Annotated in this window: 18 protein-coding genes and 1 tRNA gene; 9 read left to right on the top strand and 10 right to left on the bottom strand. The window is 53.9% G+C overall.

The window, feature by feature from the left end:
• Positions 1-94 precede the first annotated feature (94 nt).
• Positions 95-577: an outer membrane protein assembly factor BamE gene (locus BS29_RS14775; RefSeq protein ID WP_229954404.1), complete on the top strand. Its 483-nt coding sequence runs from the start codon at positions 95-97 to the stop codon at positions 575-577.
• Between the two features lie 38 nt (positions 578-615).
• Here BS29_RS14775 and BS29_RS14770 read toward each other — a convergent pair whose 3' ends face one another.
• The gene (locus BS29_RS14770) at positions 616-2,886 is read right to left on the bottom strand and encodes an NADP-dependent malic enzyme (protein ID WP_229954403.1); all 2,271 of its coding nucleotides are present in this window, start codon (positions 2,884-2,886) and stop codon (positions 616-618) included.
• 181 nt (positions 2,887-3,067) lie between these two features.
• On the opposite strand from BS29_RS14770, the gene mutS reads away from it, so the two are divergent.
• The 7 genes from mutS to BS29_RS14735 all read left to right on the top strand — a co-directional run bounded on the left by mutS (position 3,068) and on the right by BS29_RS14735 (position 9,917).
• Positions 3,068-5,716 carry a DNA mismatch repair protein MutS gene (gene mutS / locus BS29_RS14765; RefSeq protein ID WP_229954402.1) on the top strand — a complete coding sequence of 883 codons (2,649 nt, stop codon included), beginning with the start codon at positions 3,068-3,070 and terminating at the stop codon, positions 5,714-5,716.
• Positions 5,717-6,295, top strand: a complete 579-nt coding sequence (locus tag BS29_RS14760; RefSeq protein ID WP_229954401.1) for a peroxiredoxin — start codon at positions 5,717-5,719, stop codon at positions 6,293-6,295.
• 42 nt (positions 6,296-6,337) lie between these two features.
• On the top strand, positions 6,338-7,267 hold the full coding sequence (argB, locus tag BS29_RS14755; protein ID WP_229954400.1) for an acetylglutamate kinase: 930 nt from the start codon (positions 6,338-6,340) through the stop codon (positions 7,265-7,267).
• A gap of 108 nt (positions 7,268-7,375) precedes the next feature.
• On the top strand, positions 7,376-7,678 hold the full coding sequence (locus tag BS29_RS14750) for a YggT family protein (protein ID WP_229954399.1): 303 nt from the start codon (positions 7,376-7,378) through the stop codon (positions 7,676-7,678).
• Entirely contained in the window at positions 7,675-8,577 is a 903-nt protein-coding gene (folD, locus tag BS29_RS14745) for a bifunctional methylenetetrahydrofolate dehydrogenase/methenyltetrahydrofolate cyclohydrolase FolD (protein ID WP_229954398.1), read from the top strand. Before BS29_RS14750 ends, folD begins: the two co-directional genes overlap by 4 nt.
• Positions 8,578-8,580: 3 nt before the next feature.
• Positions 8,581-9,300 (top strand): hypothetical protein, encoded by a 720-nt coding sequence (locus BS29_RS14740; protein ID WP_229954397.1) that lies wholly within the window; start codon positions 8,581-8,583, stop codon positions 9,298-9,300.
• Positions 9,297-9,917: a MarC family protein gene (locus tag BS29_RS14735; protein ID WP_229954396.1), complete on the top strand. Its 621-nt coding sequence runs from the start codon at positions 9,297-9,299 to the stop codon at positions 9,915-9,917. Before BS29_RS14740 ends, BS29_RS14735 begins: the two co-directional genes overlap by 4 nt.
• On the opposite strand, the gene BS29_RS14730 is transcribed toward BS29_RS14735, so the two are convergent.
• From BS29_RS14730 to BS29_RS14720, 3 genes are read right to left on the bottom strand one after another with little or no spacing between them, the layout of a single operon-like run.
• On the bottom strand, positions 9,912-10,097 hold the full coding sequence (locus tag BS29_RS14730; RefSeq protein WP_229954395.1) for a Trm112 family protein: 186 nt from the start codon (positions 10,095-10,097) through the stop codon (positions 9,912-9,914). The two genes, BS29_RS14735 and BS29_RS14730, sit on opposite strands and share 6 nt — an antisense overlap.
• The gene (locus BS29_RS14725; RefSeq protein WP_229954394.1) at positions 10,097-10,717 is read right to left on the bottom strand and encodes an LON peptidase substrate-binding domain-containing protein; all 621 of its coding nucleotides are present in this window, start codon (positions 10,715-10,717) and stop codon (positions 10,097-10,099) included. Before BS29_RS14725 ends, BS29_RS14730 begins: the two co-directional genes overlap by 1 nt.
• A 2-nt stretch (positions 10,718-10,719) precedes the next feature.
• Positions 10,720-11,631 (bottom strand): tetratricopeptide repeat protein, encoded by a 912-nt coding sequence (locus BS29_RS14720; RefSeq protein WP_229954393.1) that lies wholly within the window; start codon positions 11,629-11,631, stop codon positions 10,720-10,722.
• A gap of 234 nt (positions 11,632-11,865) precedes the next feature.
• Between BS29_RS14720 and BS29_RS14715 the strand changes: the two genes are divergently transcribed.
• Positions 11,866-11,940: transfer RNA gene (locus BS29_RS14715), tRNA-Gly, on the top strand.
• A 320-nt stretch (positions 11,941-12,260) separates the two neighbouring features.
• Here the strand turns inward: BS29_RS14715 and BS29_RS14710 are convergent.
• The 6 genes from BS29_RS14710 to BS29_RS14685 all read right to left on the bottom strand — a co-directional run bounded on the left by BS29_RS14710 (position 12,261) and on the right by BS29_RS14685 (position 16,995).
• The gene (locus BS29_RS14710) at positions 12,261-12,599 is read right to left on the bottom strand and encodes a hypothetical protein (RefSeq protein ID WP_229954392.1); all 339 of its coding nucleotides are present in this window, start codon (positions 12,597-12,599) and stop codon (positions 12,261-12,263) included.
• 85 nt (positions 12,600-12,684) lie between these two features.
• A complete protein-coding gene (locus tag BS29_RS14705; RefSeq protein WP_229954391.1) occupies positions 12,685-13,011 on the bottom strand; it encodes a hypothetical protein in 327 nt (108 codons plus the stop codon).
• A gap of 61 nt (positions 13,012-13,072) precedes the next feature.
• A complete protein-coding gene (locus BS29_RS14700; RefSeq protein WP_229954390.1) occupies positions 13,073-13,846 on the bottom strand; it encodes a hypothetical protein in 774 nt (257 codons plus the stop codon).
• Positions 13,839-15,917: a type II secretion system secretin GspD gene (gene gspD, locus BS29_RS14695; RefSeq protein ID WP_229954389.1), complete on the bottom strand. Its 2,079-nt coding sequence runs from the start codon at positions 15,915-15,917 to the stop codon at positions 13,839-13,841. The genes BS29_RS14700 and gspD overlap by 8 nt, the downstream gene beginning before the upstream one ends.
• Positions 15,914-16,477, bottom strand: a complete 564-nt coding sequence (locus tag BS29_RS14690; protein WP_229954388.1) for a hypothetical protein — start codon at positions 16,475-16,477, stop codon at positions 15,914-15,916. The genes gspD and BS29_RS14690 overlap by 4 nt, the downstream gene beginning before the upstream one ends.
• On the bottom strand, positions 16,474-16,995 hold the full coding sequence (locus tag BS29_RS14685; protein WP_229954387.1) for a hypothetical protein: 522 nt from the start codon (positions 16,993-16,995) through the stop codon (positions 16,474-16,476). The genes BS29_RS14690 and BS29_RS14685 overlap by 4 nt, the downstream gene beginning before the upstream one ends.
• Positions 16,996-16,997 lie beyond the last annotated feature (2 nt).

Below are 16,997 nucleotides of genomic sequence, written 5' to 3'. Positions count from 1 at the left end.
CTTATGGTAGGCAGAAAATAAACTGCTATATAAGTCGATGCTGCCTTGTTTTGTGCTGAAAGCGAAGCGGCAACCGTTTTGGAGAAATGAGTTAATGCGTAGCCAACTAAAAATGCATGTCATGCTGACAGCTCTGGTCGCGGGCGGACTGGCCCTATCCGGCTGTTCACAGGTTCGTGGTCATCAGGGCTATATCGTTGATCCAGTGCTCACCAATGCGATCCAAGCCGGGGTTGATAATCGGCAATCTGTCGAAGCGTCATTGGGCCGACCGACTTTCACCGGTCAGTTTGACGACAATACATGGTATTATGTCTCCCGCGAGACCAAGCAACTTGCGTTTAACTCGCCGACGCCAAGAGACCAGATGGTCATGCGTGTCACTTTTGATCAAGCGGGCAATGTCACGGCCGTTGATCGCACTGGTCTGGAGCTGGTCGCCAGCATCAATCCAGAAGGCGATACCACACCGACATTGGGCCGCGAACGCTCATTCTTCCAAGAGCTATTCGGTAATATTGGCGCAGTGGGTGCTCCTGGTGCCCGCGGTGCCAGCAACGACCCAACCCGGCCTTAGTTACACGGATTTCATCTGATTTTGTGCCAGTAGTCTCGCTATTTGGCGATACCGCTTGCTGCCAATACAGCCAAGGTTACCAGCTCTGACGCGGTTGATGCCATGGTTGCAATCTGCACCGACTTATCGAGACCAACCAGCATCGGTCCGATGACCGCATCGCCGCCCAGCTCGCGCAGCAATTTGGCGGAGAGGTTGGCCGATTGCAGGCCAGGCATCACCAGGACATTGGCAGAACCGGACAGCCGGTTGAACGGATAATTGGCCATCAGTTTGGGGTTTAAGGCAACATCGGGTGCCATCTCCCCTTCATATTCGAAATTCACACGGCGGCTGTCGAGTACTGCAACAGCCTCGCGTATATTTTCCAGCCAGCGCCCTGCGGGATTGCCGAATGTGGAATAGCTTAGAAATGCCACGCGGGGCTCATGACCCATTTTCCGGGCAACAGCGGCTGTCTGCTCGGCAATATCGGCCAGTTCTTCAGCGCTTGGCCGTTCGTTTACGGTGGTATCGGCCATGAATATCGTATGGCTTTGACCAACCATGACGTGGATACCAAAAGCGGTGCGTCCGGCTTCCACATCAATGACTTTCGCGACATCTTTAAATGTCTGCGAATAGGGACGCGTGACACCAGTTATCATCGCCTCGCCCTGATCCATCGCGAGCAATGCGGAGCCGAATATATTTCGGTCCTGATTGACCATACGCTTGATGTCGCGTTTCATATGGCCTTTGCGGTGCAACCGTTCATAGAGCATGTTCACCATGTCGGGCACCAGCGGGCTGTTGCGCGAATTGTGGATCTCGAAGCGTTCCGGATCGCTGACGCCCAATTCCTTGAGCTTTTCACGCACACGATCGTCACGGCCAACCAGAACTGGCGTGCCATAGCCGCCATCTTGGAACTGAATGGCCGCACGCAGCACGACATCTTCTTCGGCTTCGGCAAAGATGACTCGTTTGGGGGCGATGCGGCAGGCTTCATAGGCTTGTGTCAGCACAGATGTGGTCGGGTTGAGCCGTGCCTTCAGGCTCTGACGATAAGCATCCAGATCTTCAATCGGTTTTTGTGCAACGCCGCTGTCCATGGCTGCCTTGGCAACGGCGGCGGACACAACGTCCATCAGGCGAGGATCAAATGGTGCCGGGATGATGTAATCGACACCAAAAGTCGGCGCTTGCCCGCCATAGGCCGCAGCCACTTCTTCGGGCACCTGCTCGCGTGCAAGTTCGGCAATGGCGTTGGCGGCCGCGACTTTCATCTCGTCGTTGATGCGCGTTGCTCGCACATCAAGCGCGCCGCGGAAAATAAACGGGAAACCAAGGACATTGTTGACCTGATTGGGATAATCAGAGCGCCCAGTCGCGACAATCGCATCGGGCCGGGCGGCCTTGGCATCCGGTGGTGTGATTTCTGGATCAGGGTTGGCCATCGCAAAGATGATTGGTTTGTCGGCCATGTCGCGAACCATTTCCGGTTTCAGCGCGCCAGCCGCGGACAGGCCGAGAAATACGTCTGCGCCTTTCAGCGCTTCGGTCAGGTCGCGGGCATCGGTATCGATTGCATGGGCCGATTTCCATTGATCGACATTGTCGCGGCCGCGATAAATGACACCGCTGCGATCACACATGGTGAGATTGTCATGCGGTACGCCCATCGCCTTGATCAGCGCTGCACAGGCAATGGCCGCTGCACCAGCACCGTTCACGACAACCTTAATGTCCTTGACTTCACGATTGGTCAGCAAGCAAGCGTTGATGATACCTGCCGCTGCGATGATTGCCGTACCATGCTGATCATCATGGAATACCGGAATATTCATTCGGTCGCGCAGCGTCTGTTCGATGATGAAGCAGGCTGGCGCACCAATATCTTCCAGATTTATGCCGCCAAAACTTGGTTCCATCAGCTGGACCGCATTGATAAAGGCTTCCGTATCTTCAGTATTCAGCTCGAGATCGATCGAGTCGACGTCGGCGAAGCGCTTGAACAGGACAGCCTTGCCCTCCATCACCGGTTTGGAGGCGAGCGCGCCCAAATTGCCGAGACCCAATATCGCAGTTCCGTTTGAAATTACTGCGACCAGATTACCCTTGGCGGTATAATCGTAAGCGGAAGCCGGATCATCCGCGATCGCCCGAACCGGCACGGCGACACCGGGTGAATAGGCAAGGCTTAAATCCCGCTGCGTTGCCATCGGTTTTGAAGCCACAATCTCGATTTTACCGGGACGTCCGTGGGAATGGAATAATAGGGCTTCGCGCTCGGAAAATTCTACATTGCTGTCATTTTTGTCGGCCAAATTGTCTCTCCGTGATTCAGATTTGGCATCCCCTGCCAACGTACTGCGCGTCCCTGAACTTGCCTACTCTGAATGATGGGCATTGGGCAAGGCCTGCTATAATGTTGATTTGGAATAATAGATTCCGATTATGGAATTGCGGCTCTTTTATGTGCTGCGATAGTCGGCTATCGCTGCCTCTATGGCCACCAAAGTTCAGTCCAAAAAATCAAAAAAGAAAGCGGATGCCCAGCCCAAGCTGACACCGATGATGGAGCAATATTTTGCGTTGAAGGAAAAGGCGCAGGATTGTTTGCTCTTTTATCGGATGGGCGATTTTTTCGAACTGTTCTTTGAAGATGCCAAACTGGCTTCGGCTGCGCTTGATATTGCGCTGACGTCGCGCGGTAAAAATGCCGGAGAGCAGGTCCCGATGTGCGGGGTGCCGGTGCATGCTGCCGAGAGCTATTTAGCCAAATTGATCCGCGCGGGGTTCAAGGTTGCGATTGCCGAACAAACCGAAACCCCCGCTGAGGCGAAAGCGCGGGGCGGTTATAAGGCTTTGGTTGCGCGGGATATTATTCGCTATGTGACTGCCGGGACTTTGACTGAGGACACGCTGCTCGATGCGCGGTCCGACAATATGCTGGTGGCGGTTGCAGAAGTGCAAGGTCAGATCGGTATAGCAGCAAGCGATATTTCCACAGGCGATTTTGAACTGCTGCAAATATCGGAAGATGCGCTGACCGCCGAGTTGTCTCGGATCGCGCCATCCGAAATCATTTGCAGTCCTTCGCTGGTTGAACGATTGGACACGGCGACCGAATGGCCCAAAGAGGATTTCGACAGCCAAAGGGCTGAGCGCAAGCTCAAGGCGCTGTTCGGGGTTTCGACACTAGATGGCTTTGGCGATTTTGCGCGCAGCGAACTGGCGGCGGCTGGCGGGTTGATCGCTTATATTGAACATGCCGCGCAAGGCGACACGCCTTTTCTGAAACCGCCGGTTCAACGCCATGCCGGTGAATATCTGCTTATCGATGGCGCGACACGCGCAAGCCTTGAGATTGAACGTACAATGGCGGGTGAGCGCCGGGGCAGCCTGCTTGGCAATATTGACCGGACAGTGACGCCCGGTGGTGCGCGCTTGCTGGGCCGGGACCTCGCCGCGCCGCTATTTGATGAAACGAAAATCAATTTGCGACTGGGCATTGTGCAATGGTTTCATGATGCTCCCGCCATTCGCGAGGCGGTGCGTGATGCGCTGAAGGCTATGCCGGATATCAGCCGTGCACTCGGCCGGATATCGGCAGGACGAGGAAGCCCGCGTGATTTGGGCCAGATACGCGATGGCCTTAGCGGTGCCCGGCTTTTGCGCGAACAATTGGCGCTCGATATGGCTTTGCCCGATATGATGAATGCCCTGCTTCCAGCGCTGGACGGGCACGCAGCAATGGTGGATCTTCTGGAACGCGCGCTTGTGGAAACACCGCCGACGGACATGACCAATGGCGGTTATATCGCATCGGACTACGATCCTGCGCTGGATGAATTGCGCAGCGCTGGTTCCGATGGTCGTAAAGCGATAGCCAATCTTGAAGGGCGGTATCGCGAAGCCACCGGGATCAACACACTCAAGATCAAGCACAACGCTGTGCTCGGTTATTTTGTCGAAGTACCAGCGCGCCATGGCGATAGTTTGATGGCGCAAGATTCCGGCTTTACCCATCGCCAGACGCTAGCGGGCGTTGTGCGGTTTAACTCTACCGAATTGCATGAGGAAGCCGTTCGGGTGACGCAGGCGGGTGCCCATGCGTTGGCCGCTGAAGCCGCGCATTTTGAGGAACTGGTCGACAAGGTGCTGGCGCGCAAGGATGCGATAGCGGTCAGCGCCGATGCCCTAGCACGGATTGATGTTGCCTCAGCGCTCGCCGAACGTGCGGTTGAAGGGCAGTGGTGCCGCCCGGAATTTTCTGACGGTAATGTGCTCGACATCAAGGGCGGCCGTCATCCGGTCGTGGAGGCGGCGCTGAGCGCGGAAGGTGATCCATTTGTCGCCAATGATTGTGCTTTGTCCAACGATGAGCGGCTCTGGCTTGTATCCGGCCCCAATATGGGCGGTAAATCAACTTTCCTGCGGCAGAACGCGTTAATCGTGATCCTGGCGCAGGCGGGTGGGTTTGTGCCGGCTGCGTCGGCTCGGCTCAGTCTGGTGGACCGTCTGTTCAGCCGGGTAGGGGCGTCCGACAATCTGGCGCAAGGGCGTTCAACCTTCATGGTAGAGATGGTCGAAACCGCAACGATCCTTAGTCAGGCGACCGAGAAGAGCTTCGTTATTCTAGACGAAGTGGGTCGAGGTACATCGACCTATGACGGCCTCGCATTGGCATGGGCGGTGGTTGAGGCGGTGCACGAAACCAATCAGTGTCGCTGTCTGTTCGCGACCCACTATCATGAATTGACCAGATTAGCGGATCGGCTTGATGCGATGTCACTGCACCATGTCCGCGCGCGGGAGTGGAAAGGTGACCTTGTGTTGCTCCACGAACTGGCAAAGGGACCAGCGGACCGCAGCTATGGTCTGGCTGTGGCTAAGCTGGCGGGCATTCCCAAACCGGTATTGAAACGCGCCAAATCGGTGCTCGACAAGCTTGAAGCAGGCAAAGCGGAAACCGGTGGTCTCGCGGCCGGATTGGGCGATTTGCCATTATTCGCAGCCAGTCTTGCGGAAGAAGATGTGAAAACCGATATGTTGAGAGATGCGTTGAAAGATCTGGATATTGATGCGCTGAGCCCGCGTGATGCGCTTGATCAGCTCTATGCGCTCAAAGCCGTACTGGAACAGGAAGAATAGATGAACCGCTGGATTATCATTATCATGTCCGCGTTGCTGCTGGGAGGCGGCGCATATGTATATAGCTCACGCAGTGCCAATGCTGAACCACTGGAGGTCGGCGCGGCGGCTCCTCATTTTGAGACCACCGCGGCACTTGCTGGCAAGCCGTTTAATGTCAGCCTGTCGGAAAAACTGAAAAAAGGGCCCGTCGTGCTCTATTTCTTCCCCAAGGCTTTCACTGAAGGCTGCACTATCGAGGCCAATATGTTCGCTGAAGCCACGGCCGATTTTGAAGCAGCTGGCGCTACGGTCATCGGCATGTCCGGCGATGATTTAGAGACTCTGACCAAGTTTTCGGTTGAGGAATGCCGTGATAAATTTGCCGTTGCCCGAGCGGATGATGCGGTAATGGACGGTTATCAAGTGCGCATGAAACCGACACTCGCGCTTACCAATCGGACAAGCTATGTCATTGACCAGAATAGTAAAATTGTCATGGTGCATAGTGCGCAGGACCCCAAAGGACATGTGCAGAAAACGCTTGAAAAAGTACAGCAACTGGCACGGGCAAAAATGGCTGCGCCGCCTGAAAATTGATAAACATGTTGCAATTGCCGTAAAGCTGGATTGAAAGACGGCATGACCAAAGAAGCAACCAATCACGCGCCCGACCCGGCGATGCTGGCCAAAGCGGAAACGCTGACTGAGGCCTTGCCCTATTTGCAGCGCTATGCTGGCAAGACATTTGTCGTCAAATATGGCGGGCATGCCATGGGTGATCCTGCGCTGGCACGCAATTTTGCCGAAGATATCGTCCTGCTGAAAGCAGTCGGGATCAATCCGGTGGTGGTGCATGGTGGTGGTCCCCAGATTGGGGCGATGCTGGAACGGGTGGGCGTCGAAAGTGAGTTTGTCGATGGCCTGCGTGTCACGACCAAAGAAACAGCCGAGATCGCAGAAATGGTCCTATCCGGTGCGATCAACAAGGAACTGGTCAGTTGGATCGAGAAAGCAGGCGGTAGTGCAATTGGTATATCCGGCAAAGATGGCGGTTTTGTCAAAGCCTCTAAATTGCGCCGCACGGCTCGCGACCCTGATAGCAATATAGAACGGATCATTGATCTGGGCTTTGTTGGCGAGCCGAAACGGGTTGATCGCAGCGTAGTCGATACAATTTCAACGGCGGGCATGATTCCCGTTATTGCGCCCATCGGCGTTGGCGATGATGGGCATACTTACAATATCAACGCCGACACAATGGCGGGTGCCGTTGCCGCAGCACTCAGAGCCGCGCGCCTGTTCCTGTTGACCGATGTCGCGGGTGTGCTGGATAAACAGGGCGAATTGCTGACTGATCTCTATCCCAAGGAAATCAAACGCCTTAAAGAAGACGGAACCATATCCGGCGGGATGATTCCCAAGCTCGAAACCTGTGTTAGCGCGGTCATGAAGGGGGTTGATGCTGCCGTTGTTCTGGATGGCCGTATACCCCATGCCATGCTGCTGGAAATCTTCACCAGCAAGGGCGCAGGTACGCTGATCCGCGATGATTTTGAAACGGTTGATTAATTGCCGAACTGTATTATATTATTGATACACTAAATTTTGGCATAGATTGCTTGGCATTGCGCGCCACAATCGTTTAATGGCCATCACTATATAAAAAGGTTTCGGTCCATGTTTTTTGCTCTGTTTCAGATTATCAGCATTTTGTTGAATGTCGCGATTACCGTCATCATCGTGCAAGCGATCATGAGCTGGTTGCTTGCATTTAACGTCATCAATCTGCAAAATGACATTGCGCGGGCGATCTGGACGACACTGGATGCCCTGACGGCACCGATTTATCGTCCGATACGGCGGATCATGCCGGACTTTGGTTCGATTGATTTGACGCCGATGGTGGTGATCATCGGTATCATCATCCTGCAAGATGCCATATTGCCTCCGCTCGGCGCGGCGCTCATACCTGTTTTATGACCAAGAACGGGGCTGCGATAATTGACGGCAAAGCCTATGCCGCTGGTCTTAGGGAACGCATCAAGGCCGAAGTCCCGAAATTTCAAGAAGAAACCGGCCGCACGCCAGGCCTTGCCGTTGTCTTGGTGGGCGACGATCCTGCGAGCCAAGTTTATGTTGCTTCCAAGCATAAAGCGACCATTGCCGCCGGCATGGAGAGCTTCGAACATCGCCTGCCAGCCGATACGAAACAGGAAGACCTGATCGCACTGGTCGAGAAACTGAATGCGGATGAAACCGTTGACGGCATCTTGGTGCAACTGCCGTTGCCAGATCATCTGGATGAAAAAGCGGTTGTGATGGCGATTGACCCCGACAAGGATGTCGATGGCCTGCATGTCATCAATGCCGGCCGGCTCGCCAATGGCGAAGAGGCTTTGACACCATGTACGCCGCTAGGCAGCCTGATGTTGCTTAAGGACCAGTTAGGCGACCTGTCGGGGCTAAACGCAGTAGTTGTGGGACGGTCGATATTGGTCGGCAAGCCGATGGCGCAGCTGCTGTTGGCCGAAAACTGCACGGTCACCATGGCGCACAGCCGGACACGCGATTTGCCGGATGTGGTACGCCGCGCTGATATTGTGGTTGCCGCTGTCGGCCGGGCCGAGATGGTCAAGGGCGACTGGTTGAAAGATGGCGCAGTGGTAATTGACGTCGGCATAAACCGGCTTGCCCCCGATCCCGGCAAAGAAAAGGGCCGGCTGGTGGGTGATGTCGCGACTGCTGAAGCGATGGACCATGTCCGCGCGATCACACCTGTTCCCGGCGGAGTTGGGCCAATGACCATTGCTGTGCTATTGCGCAATACGCTGGTCGCCGCATCGATGCGCGCGGGCCTGGATAAGCCGAAGGGATTATAGTCTATGAAACGCTTGTTCGCCGCATTGGGAATAGCATTATTACTGGCAAGCTGTGCCAGCAACGGCCGCCCGAGTGATCGCCAACGGTTTATCAAGGCCGCTGGTAAACCGGTCGCCAATCCCAGTGATATTGTGAAAGCGGAACTAGCCTTTGCCCGTTTAGCGCGTGAAGAAGGGCAATGGACCGCCTTTCGTGAAACAGCAGCACCAGATGCGATCATGTTCACACCGGAAATCGTAAATGCTCAGGTTTGGTTGAAAGGCAAAGCCGATCCGCCGCGGGCCACCGAATGGCAAGCGCATAAAATTTTCATGTCTTGCGATGGCAGCATGGGCGTTGCCACTGGCGCATGGCAAGGTGCCAGTGGGGGTACGGGCTATTTTACGACGATCTGGGAAAAACAGAATGCCGAAGATCGCCGCCTGCGCGGCAAGGATGTCGAATGGAAATGGATTTTCGACCATGGTGTGCCACTGGACAAGCCTTTGGAAGAGCCGGATTTTGTGACAACCCGCGTGGCAAGCTGCTCCACAGACTCAATCTCCGATGTCGGTGCAGTTGAGGCCGGCGAGAAAAATAAAAACGGCACTTCGGCCGATGGCACCATTTTTTGGAGTGCGGAAAGTTCTGCCGACAAATCCCGATCGCTGGTCGTTCGCCTATGGAATGGCTCGGAATGGGAAGATATTGTCAATGATGACGTGCAGGGATCGACTGAATGACTGAACTGTTCGTTTCGGCCCTGATCACATTCTTCGTAGCCATTGATCCGCCGGGCTGTGCTGCCATCTATGCCAGCATGACAACCGATGCCAGCGCTGCGCAGCGCCGGGCCATGGCGTTCCGCTCCATATTTGTTGCAACAATCATATTGTTGATCTTCGGGTTTTTCGGCGAAGCCTTGCTGCGCGCCATGGGGGTCAGCCTTGACAGTTTCCGCATAGCAGGCGGCATCATGCTGTTCATTATCGCGATTGAGATGGTGTTCGAAAAACGCACCGAGCGCCGTGAAGGCCGGGCGCAGGAAATTATCGATACTCCGGAAATAGAGGATGTATCGATTTTCCCGATGGCAATGCCGATGATCGCTGGACCAGGTTCGATTGCGGCCTTGATGCTTTTCATCGGCCGGAGCGACGGTTGGAACGAACAGATGATTGTGCTTGCTGCTATGGGTGTGATCTTGCTGGTCATGCTGGTGTCGATGCTTGCTGCCGGACCATTGATGAAGATATTGGGTCAGAAAGTCGAAACGGTCATTACCCGTGTGCTTGGCGTGATATTGGCGGCTTTGGCGATCCAATTTGTGGTCGACGGTATCAAAGCCAGCTTTCTATAATTTTCGCGCTTCCTCGATCAGCATGACGGGTACGCCCCGTTTGATCGGATAAGCCACGCCAGCGGCCTCGCTGACCAATTCCTGTGCCGCTTCGTCATAGACCAACGCCGTGCGCGTCATCGGGCAGACTAAAATTTCGAGCAAGTTGGTATCAAACGTGCCGGCCGGGATTTCAGACATTATTGAAGCGTCACGCGGCCTTCATCGCCATCTTGCCGGCCGAAAAATTCGAGCAGCTGGATGATCAGCTCCGCGCGATTTGACAGGCCGTCTATCTCCAGCAATGCCTGCTTGGATGCTGCATCAAACGGAGCAATTTGGGCGATGCCATTGACAAATGACGTGTCGTCAAGACGTCCGATACTGTCCCAATCCACTTGATAGCCCTGCAAATCTGCAAATTTGCGTGATTCGATTTCCAGTGCGGCCCGTTCGGCACTGGCGAGTACTTCGTCCAGTTCCGCATTTTCTTCGATTTCCGCCTGTACCTGTCGAAAGGCGGTGGACGCGTCCAGTTCTTCGATGACCCGGAAACGCGACACGCCTTCCAGGACAATGTTAAAACGCCCGTCATCCATGGCCTCTATATCGACAATCTTGCCGACACAGCCAATGTCAAAAAGTTCCGGCACTTCGCCATCTGTCTTGGGTTGAATCATCCCGATCTGACGATCCCGTGCCATCGCGTCGTTAATCAGAGCGCGGTAACGCTCCTCAAAAATATGCAGCGGCAAATGCATGCCGGGGAACAGTAGTGCACCAGCTAGCGGAAAGATCGAAATGCGTTTGGTTTCAGCCATGTCTATCCAAACAATATCGCAGACAGCTTGCGCCGGGTAGCGGAAACCCATTCGTTTTCCAGGCCGACCACTTCAAATAGCGACAGCAGCTTTGCGCGGGCTGCGCCTTCGTTCCAATCTTTGTCGGCTTCAATAATCGTCAGCAAATGCTCGGCGGCACCATCATGATCGCCAGATGCGATCATCGCGCTCGCCAGATCAAAGCGGGCCTGATGGTCTTTCGGATTGGCGGCAACCGCGGCCTTTAGCGCATCTGCTTCACTGTCATCTGGCTTGTCTTTGGCCAGCGCCAGAGCAGAACTGGCGCGTTCAATCGCAGGATCGCTCGCCATCGCCTCGGGTACGCCCGCCAGAGCCGCTTCCGCTTCAGGAAGATGGTCGGCCAACACTAATGCGCGAATCAATCCGCCAACGGCCTCTGCATTATCTGGTGCCATATCGGCGATCTGGGCAAATATGCCAGCGGCTCGTTCGCCATCTCCTTGGCTCAGGACGTCTTCACCCATGGCGAGCAGAGGTTCGATATCCTGCTTCGGCTCTTCGACGCCTGCGCCAATGGGAAGCTTTTCAAGCAGCTGATCCAGAATTTGTCCCAATTGGCTTTCGGTACGCGCCGAAGTCAGGTCTGCCACAGGCTTGCCCTGAAATATTGCGTAGACGGTGGGAATCGACTGAACCTGAAACTGGGATGCGATGAACTTATTCTCATCGACATTGATCTTGGCCAGCATCACGCCCTTGTCGGCATAGCTGGCGGCCACCTTTTCAAGCACAGGTGTCAGTGCTTTGCATGGTCCGCACCATTCTGCCCAGAAATCCAGAATGACCAATTTACTCATGCTGGGGGCGACGACGGCTTGCTGAAACTCTTCAACTGCCTTTTGTTCGTCCACTGTTAATCCTGCTGTCGCCAATTTTCGCTCCTGTAAACTGCGGCGCCTGATGACATTTACATCAATTATTTCCGGCGGGAATCGCGCACTGTTTTCTTGTATATCGGTGCTTTATGTGGGGTCGGAGCCGCCAAAGCCAAGCATATTTTTACTTTTCATGGCCATGGATTGAAAAATGGGGCTTGCCGGACCCAATAACCCATGCTAACCGCGCGCCTCACCTGCTGATGACGATACCCATGTCACAGCCGCCGAGCGGGCGTAGCTCAGGGGTAGAGCACAACCTTGCCAAGGTTGGGGTCGAGAGTTCGAATCTCTTCGCCCGCTCCAGATTTTCCTATATCGGTTTTTCAATCTTCAGCACTGGTAGTTTATCTCCCCTTTTGCCGCTGATCCATTTTGAGCAGCCTTTCGATGTGGCCATAACAGCGACAGCTAGTGTTGCCGGTGTTTCAGATGAGAGCGCTGGTTCCTGCATTATCACGGATAATCCAGACTTTTGAAAATTTCTATATTCAACCGCACTGACGGCCCTGGCTGCGGACAAAACGGTGAAAATGCAATTCTATGAGAGACGCGGCCGCTATCTAAAAATCGATAAAATCTGGATTTACAAATAGAAATTCAGATCTTTTCAAGCCTCCGCAGACTCAAATCGCAATCATATCAACACGACAATATTTGCCGGTTGAGCCGCCCCAAAGCTGATCGTCATGCGCCAACACGATAATGGGCCGATTTGAAAGATGAGCGCTCATCACGGCCGCGAGATTGCGATCAAAACCCGGATCGCTTGGCCGTAGCCAAAAACCCGCATCGCAACCGGGGACGACAGTCGCAATCGTGAAAACGACATCGCCACCGCCATAATCCGAATAAGAGTATATTCCTGTGATAGCGATTTTTTCTGTCGCTGAACCGACGATTGCTGCTTGCACCGGGGTAGCAAATGAAACCAAGAAAGAGGCGATGATTAAGAAGAGTTTCATGATTATTCACCTGAATTGAATGTGCGAAAGTTCTGGGTCTGTTGATAGGCTCACACAATCTCTGTGGTGAGCCGAAGCTGAGACGTTAAAAATCTCCCACCGAGTGGATTGCGCTAGGTTGTGTTTTATCGATGACCAAAAAGTGAATAGCTTCGCCGGAAGCTTTGCGCAGAAGAAAATAAGCATAGTGGGATTTGCCGGTCTCGGTCGTCAAATCGAACCAATAGTTATAGCAACAACTAAGCCAACTTGAATCGAACTGATCGAGATTACGCAGAAAAACTTTATTGTCAGAGACCAGGAACTTGATTTGTGATGCATCGCTAACTTGCACAGCCGAGGCAGCCAAAGCAGGGCTCGGTAAAGAGAGGATGCCCAGCGCTGCCAAAAGCTTAGTTGCCAATTTCCTCATTTTCATTCTCCTGTTATTGGTTTTGTGTAACTCTTGTCTGCGATGATATTTGGACAACCGGTCATTGCTCACACCCCACCTGATCCGACCAATCCAACACGCTGTAAGCCTGCCCAATAAGCCCGCTTGTGCGAATAACGGCTGTCCGTGGCGATGCTCCATCCGTTGCCACGGAAATCCTCAAAGCCGTCCCGGGACGGGCGCGGGCTTCAGTTGGAAGGCTCGGCTGTCCTAAAGCCTTGGCAAGCTCGGATCGCATTTGTCCGGCGACTGGTTGGCCAAGTCCGGAAAATGTTGTAAAATATTTGTCGGGACAAAAGCTGCTGCCGGCCGCAAGCCCGGCCTGCTGCATGGCTGCTGCTACATCGGCAGGGGATTGAAACAGCCGGCTCGCGCTGCGCTCCCCAGCAATGATCGCCAAAAATGCCTGCCGCTGGGATCCAGGGATGCCAAATCCTCTGAGCGCCCGTTCTATCAGAATCGGATCGGCTTGGTTCACATCAATCTTGCCGCTCTCACTGCTGACGCGGATCTGCATCGCGACGCCGTTTATCGTGTAGTTCGTCTCGGCCGGCAAGCGCGCCAGTTGGCTGCGAGGACCGTTGAACAATATGTCTGCCACCACTGTTTCTATGGCACTTTCTTGCGCATATCTGATATGCGCCTGCTCCCGTTCGAACGACAGCTCTTCCGATGCGCGCAAATTGTGGATCATGATTACGGCAACTATAGATGCGCCAAGCAGCAGCATCCAAACAGCGGTAATCAATATGTAACCACGCTCGGCTGGCTTGGCTGGCTTGGCTGGGCCATAAGGGGATGAAAGGTTATTCAACAACAACTGGTTCCGGATTTAAGCGGGCACCCACTAACCCCGCTTTTGCATCGTCAAGCAATGGCCGGGTCAGATCAAGTCCGTCGATTAGTGCATCGACAACATTCTCTATCTCGTCCGGGGAACGAATGACGGTCGGTGTGATCAAAATGATCAATTCCGTGCGCGACCCGGTATCTGTTTTGCGCCCGAACAGGCCGCCAATCAATGGGATCTGGCTGAGCACCGGAATGCCAGACTTGATACGGGTTTGGCGGTTTCTGATCAGGCCGCCCAGAGCAATCATCTGCCCAGAGCGCGTCGCCACCGTGCTGGCAAGGCGGCGCTGTTGGATGGTCGGGGAGTTGATGCCGGATGTGGTTGCTTCAGCGACATCGCTCACTTCCTGCGAGATATCGAGTATGATTGTGCCGCTATCATTGACCCTGGGCGTCACTTGCAGGATGACGCCGGTGTCGCGCAGTTCAATATTGTTGATGATCGGTGCGCCGGGAGACACGACACCCTGTGATTGCTGCGTCAAAATCGGAACTTGATCGCCGACCTGCAATGTTGCGGGTTCGTTGTTCAGTGTCAAAATTTTGGGTGCAGACAGAACCTTGACGTTTGTTTTCGATTGCAGCGTGTTTAATACGGCCGAAGCGGTCGAGCCGATGACAGACACAGAAAAACCGGGAAAAATCGGCGACGGTGTCCCGCTCTCAGTACCCGTATTGGTGATTGTGTTCGTTCCATCCGAGCCAGATCGCAATATGTTGAAATCAACACCAAAACGCAGATCATCAGACAGTGTGACTTCCGCCAGAGTGGCCTCGATAAGCACCTGCGCTACCGGCTGATCGAGCTTGTCCAGAGCATCGCGAATGAAACCATATTCTTCGCCATTGGCATATATCAAAAGACTGTTATTTTGCGCGTTGGGAACGATCCGCAAACCGCCAGAAGATCCCAAAGAAACCGGTGATGAACTGACATTGATAGGCGTAGTTTGACCTTCTTCATCGCCGCCTTGGCTTGCACCGCCTCCTCCAACATTGATGATTGATGGTTCTGCGCTTGGAGCGGCACTACTGCCGCTTCCGCCAAGGACCAGTTGCAGGGATGCCGCGATATCCGCCGCGCGGCTGTTTTGCACAGCGTAGCTGTATAATTTCCGTTTGCCCGAACCGCCGGCATCCAGTCTTCTGATCCACGGTTCAATGCGCGCCAGATCAGAACTGCCGCTCGCAATTCCCAATACCGAGCGCAAACGTGGAAGCGGCACCAGCCTTATGCGTGAGCCGATTATGTCGAAAGGCGGCTCAAATATTTTGTCGAGTTCTGCCACGATGGTGTCGGCGTCGACATTTTCCAGTCGATAAATTTCAAAATTCATTTCAGCCAATGTGTCGACATCAAACCGGGCAACAAGTTTCTTGGCAGCATCACGTTCGTCAGCGCTTCCGCTGATAAGCAGCTGATTGCGCCCGTCATTGGACGGCTGGACAATCTTGTCCCCCAAAAAGCCCTCGATAAGTTTCGCGATCTCATCGGCACTGCCATATTCAAGCGAGACGACTTCGGTCGCGAAGCCAGGTGTCGATGGTGCAAACCGTCTCGGTTTGTTGCCAGAAGCATCAATTGGGATATTCCCGGCTGACGCTAGACTGGGCGTTCCGATCGGCGCAACATTGCGAGCTTTGGTCCGGTCAATGATGCGATAACTATCCCCACGTTTAATGATCACCGCGTTCACGCTTGCCAATGCCTGTTCCAGAAGTGGGATTAACGAGGCTTCGGTTACCGGTTTGACAGTGCGCAGTGTAATATTGCCTGTTACGTCAGGGTCGATTGCATAGCTGGCACCGAGCATTGAACCCATCACAGCATCAACTACTCGTTTTACATCCGCTTCAACAAAGGCGAGTGAATAGCCATTGGCTTCATCATATTGAATACGGTCACTTGTCGGCGTCTGTGCGATCGCCGAACTATGCAAGATGATGGAGCTGAGCAGAGCGCAACCCAGCATAGCGGCAAAGGTACTGTGCAAAATTGTCGATCGATCGCCTTTATATATAGGTAAACTCAATTGGGCTCTCCATCTGATAAATTATTTTCCGGTTGTTCCGGATTTTCTTCCGTTTCCGGTGTAGGGGCAGGTGCGCCAGATGGTCCGCCAATGGCCTTGTTGCCATAATCCAGGCCAACGGTTCTCTGCTCACTGGCATTTGCAAAGGTTGCATCATTTTTACCAACCGACACGAGACGCCAACCATTACTCGATTGTCCGGCGGTTAATGTTTTGGTTTCGCCGTCGTTTGTTTTAACGATCGCGACTGCTTTGCCGCGTTTTTTGGAAACTACGCCAACAAGCGTGGGGGCTGGCGTATCCTGCTCCGGCATTTGTTCGACTTCTGATTCTTCAACAGGCATTCGATCTGCCAGGGGTTTGCGTTCTGCGTTGAATATTGGTTTGGCAAGCAGGGTATCGACAGCGGCAATCTGTTGGTTCTGCACTTTGGTAATCAGGAGAGGTTGTGCTTCAGGAATATTATCCGGTTCCCCCGTAAGCAGCCACGACGGTACAGCGACCATCAAGGCCGCTGCGATCGCGAGCCATACCCACTCTGCTTTGATCCGAGACATCATGGTTTCATCCAGGCCGCAACGACCTGTCCTGAAAATTGCAGATTGGGATCACTGTCGTTCCCCGCTTCAATCTGCCAGCTTCGAAAACGTATCATGGGAGAACCGCGTTCGGCCTGATTGATGAAACGGGTGACGGAGACCTCTTCGCCAATCAGTGCAAAATCAAACGCCAGTAACTTATCTGTCTCTGCACCCGGTCGAGAGGTTATATTGGCAACTTGAAGATCATTTTGAGCGGCCAGCCCGGAGATATGGCTACTAAGCCCTGACACAGCCTCTTCACGAGACTCTGCGCTAAAGACAATATCTGCTGGTAACGCCTCAGCCTCTTCAGGCTGTGGCCTAGCTTGCAAGTTTTCGAGCCGCAAACGTTGGAAGCGAGCATCGTCTAATTCGGTGAGACTGCTTTCCATCTGTGCAGCCAAGGGTGACACAATTAGTCGCCACACCAGCAAAAGCCCCAGAATCAGCAATCCAAGTGCAAGGATCTTCCGGGTTAGCGGGGAAAATTGAGACAAGG

The sequence above is a fragment of the Parasphingorhabdus litoris DSM 22379 genome (assembly GCF_020906275.1).
GTDB lineage: Bacteria > Pseudomonadota > Alphaproteobacteria > Sphingomonadales > Sphingomonadaceae > Parasphingorhabdus > Parasphingorhabdus litoris.
This window is presented reverse-complemented; position numbering and strand designations above follow the sequence as displayed.

What these genes read in the sequence shown, in the direction of transcription:
- BS29_RS14690 (WP_229954388.1), bottom strand. Translation starts at nt 16,477, where the DNA reads ATGATGTCTCGGATCAAAGCAGAGTGGGTATGGCTCGCGATCGCAGCG.
- BS29_RS14725 (WP_229954394.1), bottom strand. Translation starts at nt 10,717, where the DNA reads ATGGCTGAAACCAAACGCATTTCGATCTTTCCGCTAGCTGGTGCACTA.
- mutS (WP_229954402.1), top strand. Translation starts at nt 3,068, where the DNA reads ATGGCCACCAAAGTTCAGTCCAAAAAATCAAAAAAGAAAGCGGATGCC.
- folD (WP_229954398.1), top strand. Translation starts at nt 7,675, where the DNA reads ATGACCAAGAACGGGGCTGCGATAATTGACGGCAAAGCCTATGCCGCT.
- BS29_RS14705 (WP_229954391.1), bottom strand. Translation starts at nt 13,011, where the DNA reads ATGAGGAAATTGGCAACTAAGCTTTTGGCAGCGCTGGGCATCCTCTCT.
- argB (WP_229954400.1), top strand. Translation starts at nt 6,338, where the DNA reads ATGACCAAAGAAGCAACCAATCACGCGCCCGACCCGGCGATGCTGGCC.
- BS29_RS14730 (WP_229954395.1), bottom strand. Translation starts at nt 10,097, where the DNA reads ATGTCTGAAATCCCGGCCGGCACGTTTGATACCAACTTGCTCGAAATT.
- BS29_RS14735 (WP_229954396.1), top strand. Translation starts at nt 9,297, where the DNA reads ATGACTGAACTGTTCGTTTCGGCCCTGATCACATTCTTCGTAGCCATT.
- BS29_RS14740 (WP_229954397.1), top strand. Translation starts at nt 8,581, where the DNA reads ATGAAACGCTTGTTCGCCGCATTGGGAATAGCATTATTACTGGCAAGC.
- BS29_RS14775 (WP_229954404.1), top strand. Translation starts at nt 95, where the DNA reads ATGCGTAGCCAACTAAAAATGCATGTCATGCTGACAGCTCTGGTCGCG.
- BS29_RS14750 (WP_229954399.1), top strand. Translation starts at nt 7,376, where the DNA reads ATGTTTTTTGCTCTGTTTCAGATTATCAGCATTTTGTTGAATGTCGCG.
- BS29_RS14760 (WP_229954401.1), top strand. Translation starts at nt 5,717, where the DNA reads ATGAACCGCTGGATTATCATTATCATGTCCGCGTTGCTGCTGGGAGGC.
- BS29_RS14710 (WP_229954392.1), bottom strand. Translation starts at nt 12,599, where the DNA reads ATGAAACTCTTCTTAATCATCGCCTCTTTCTTGGTTTCATTTGCTACC.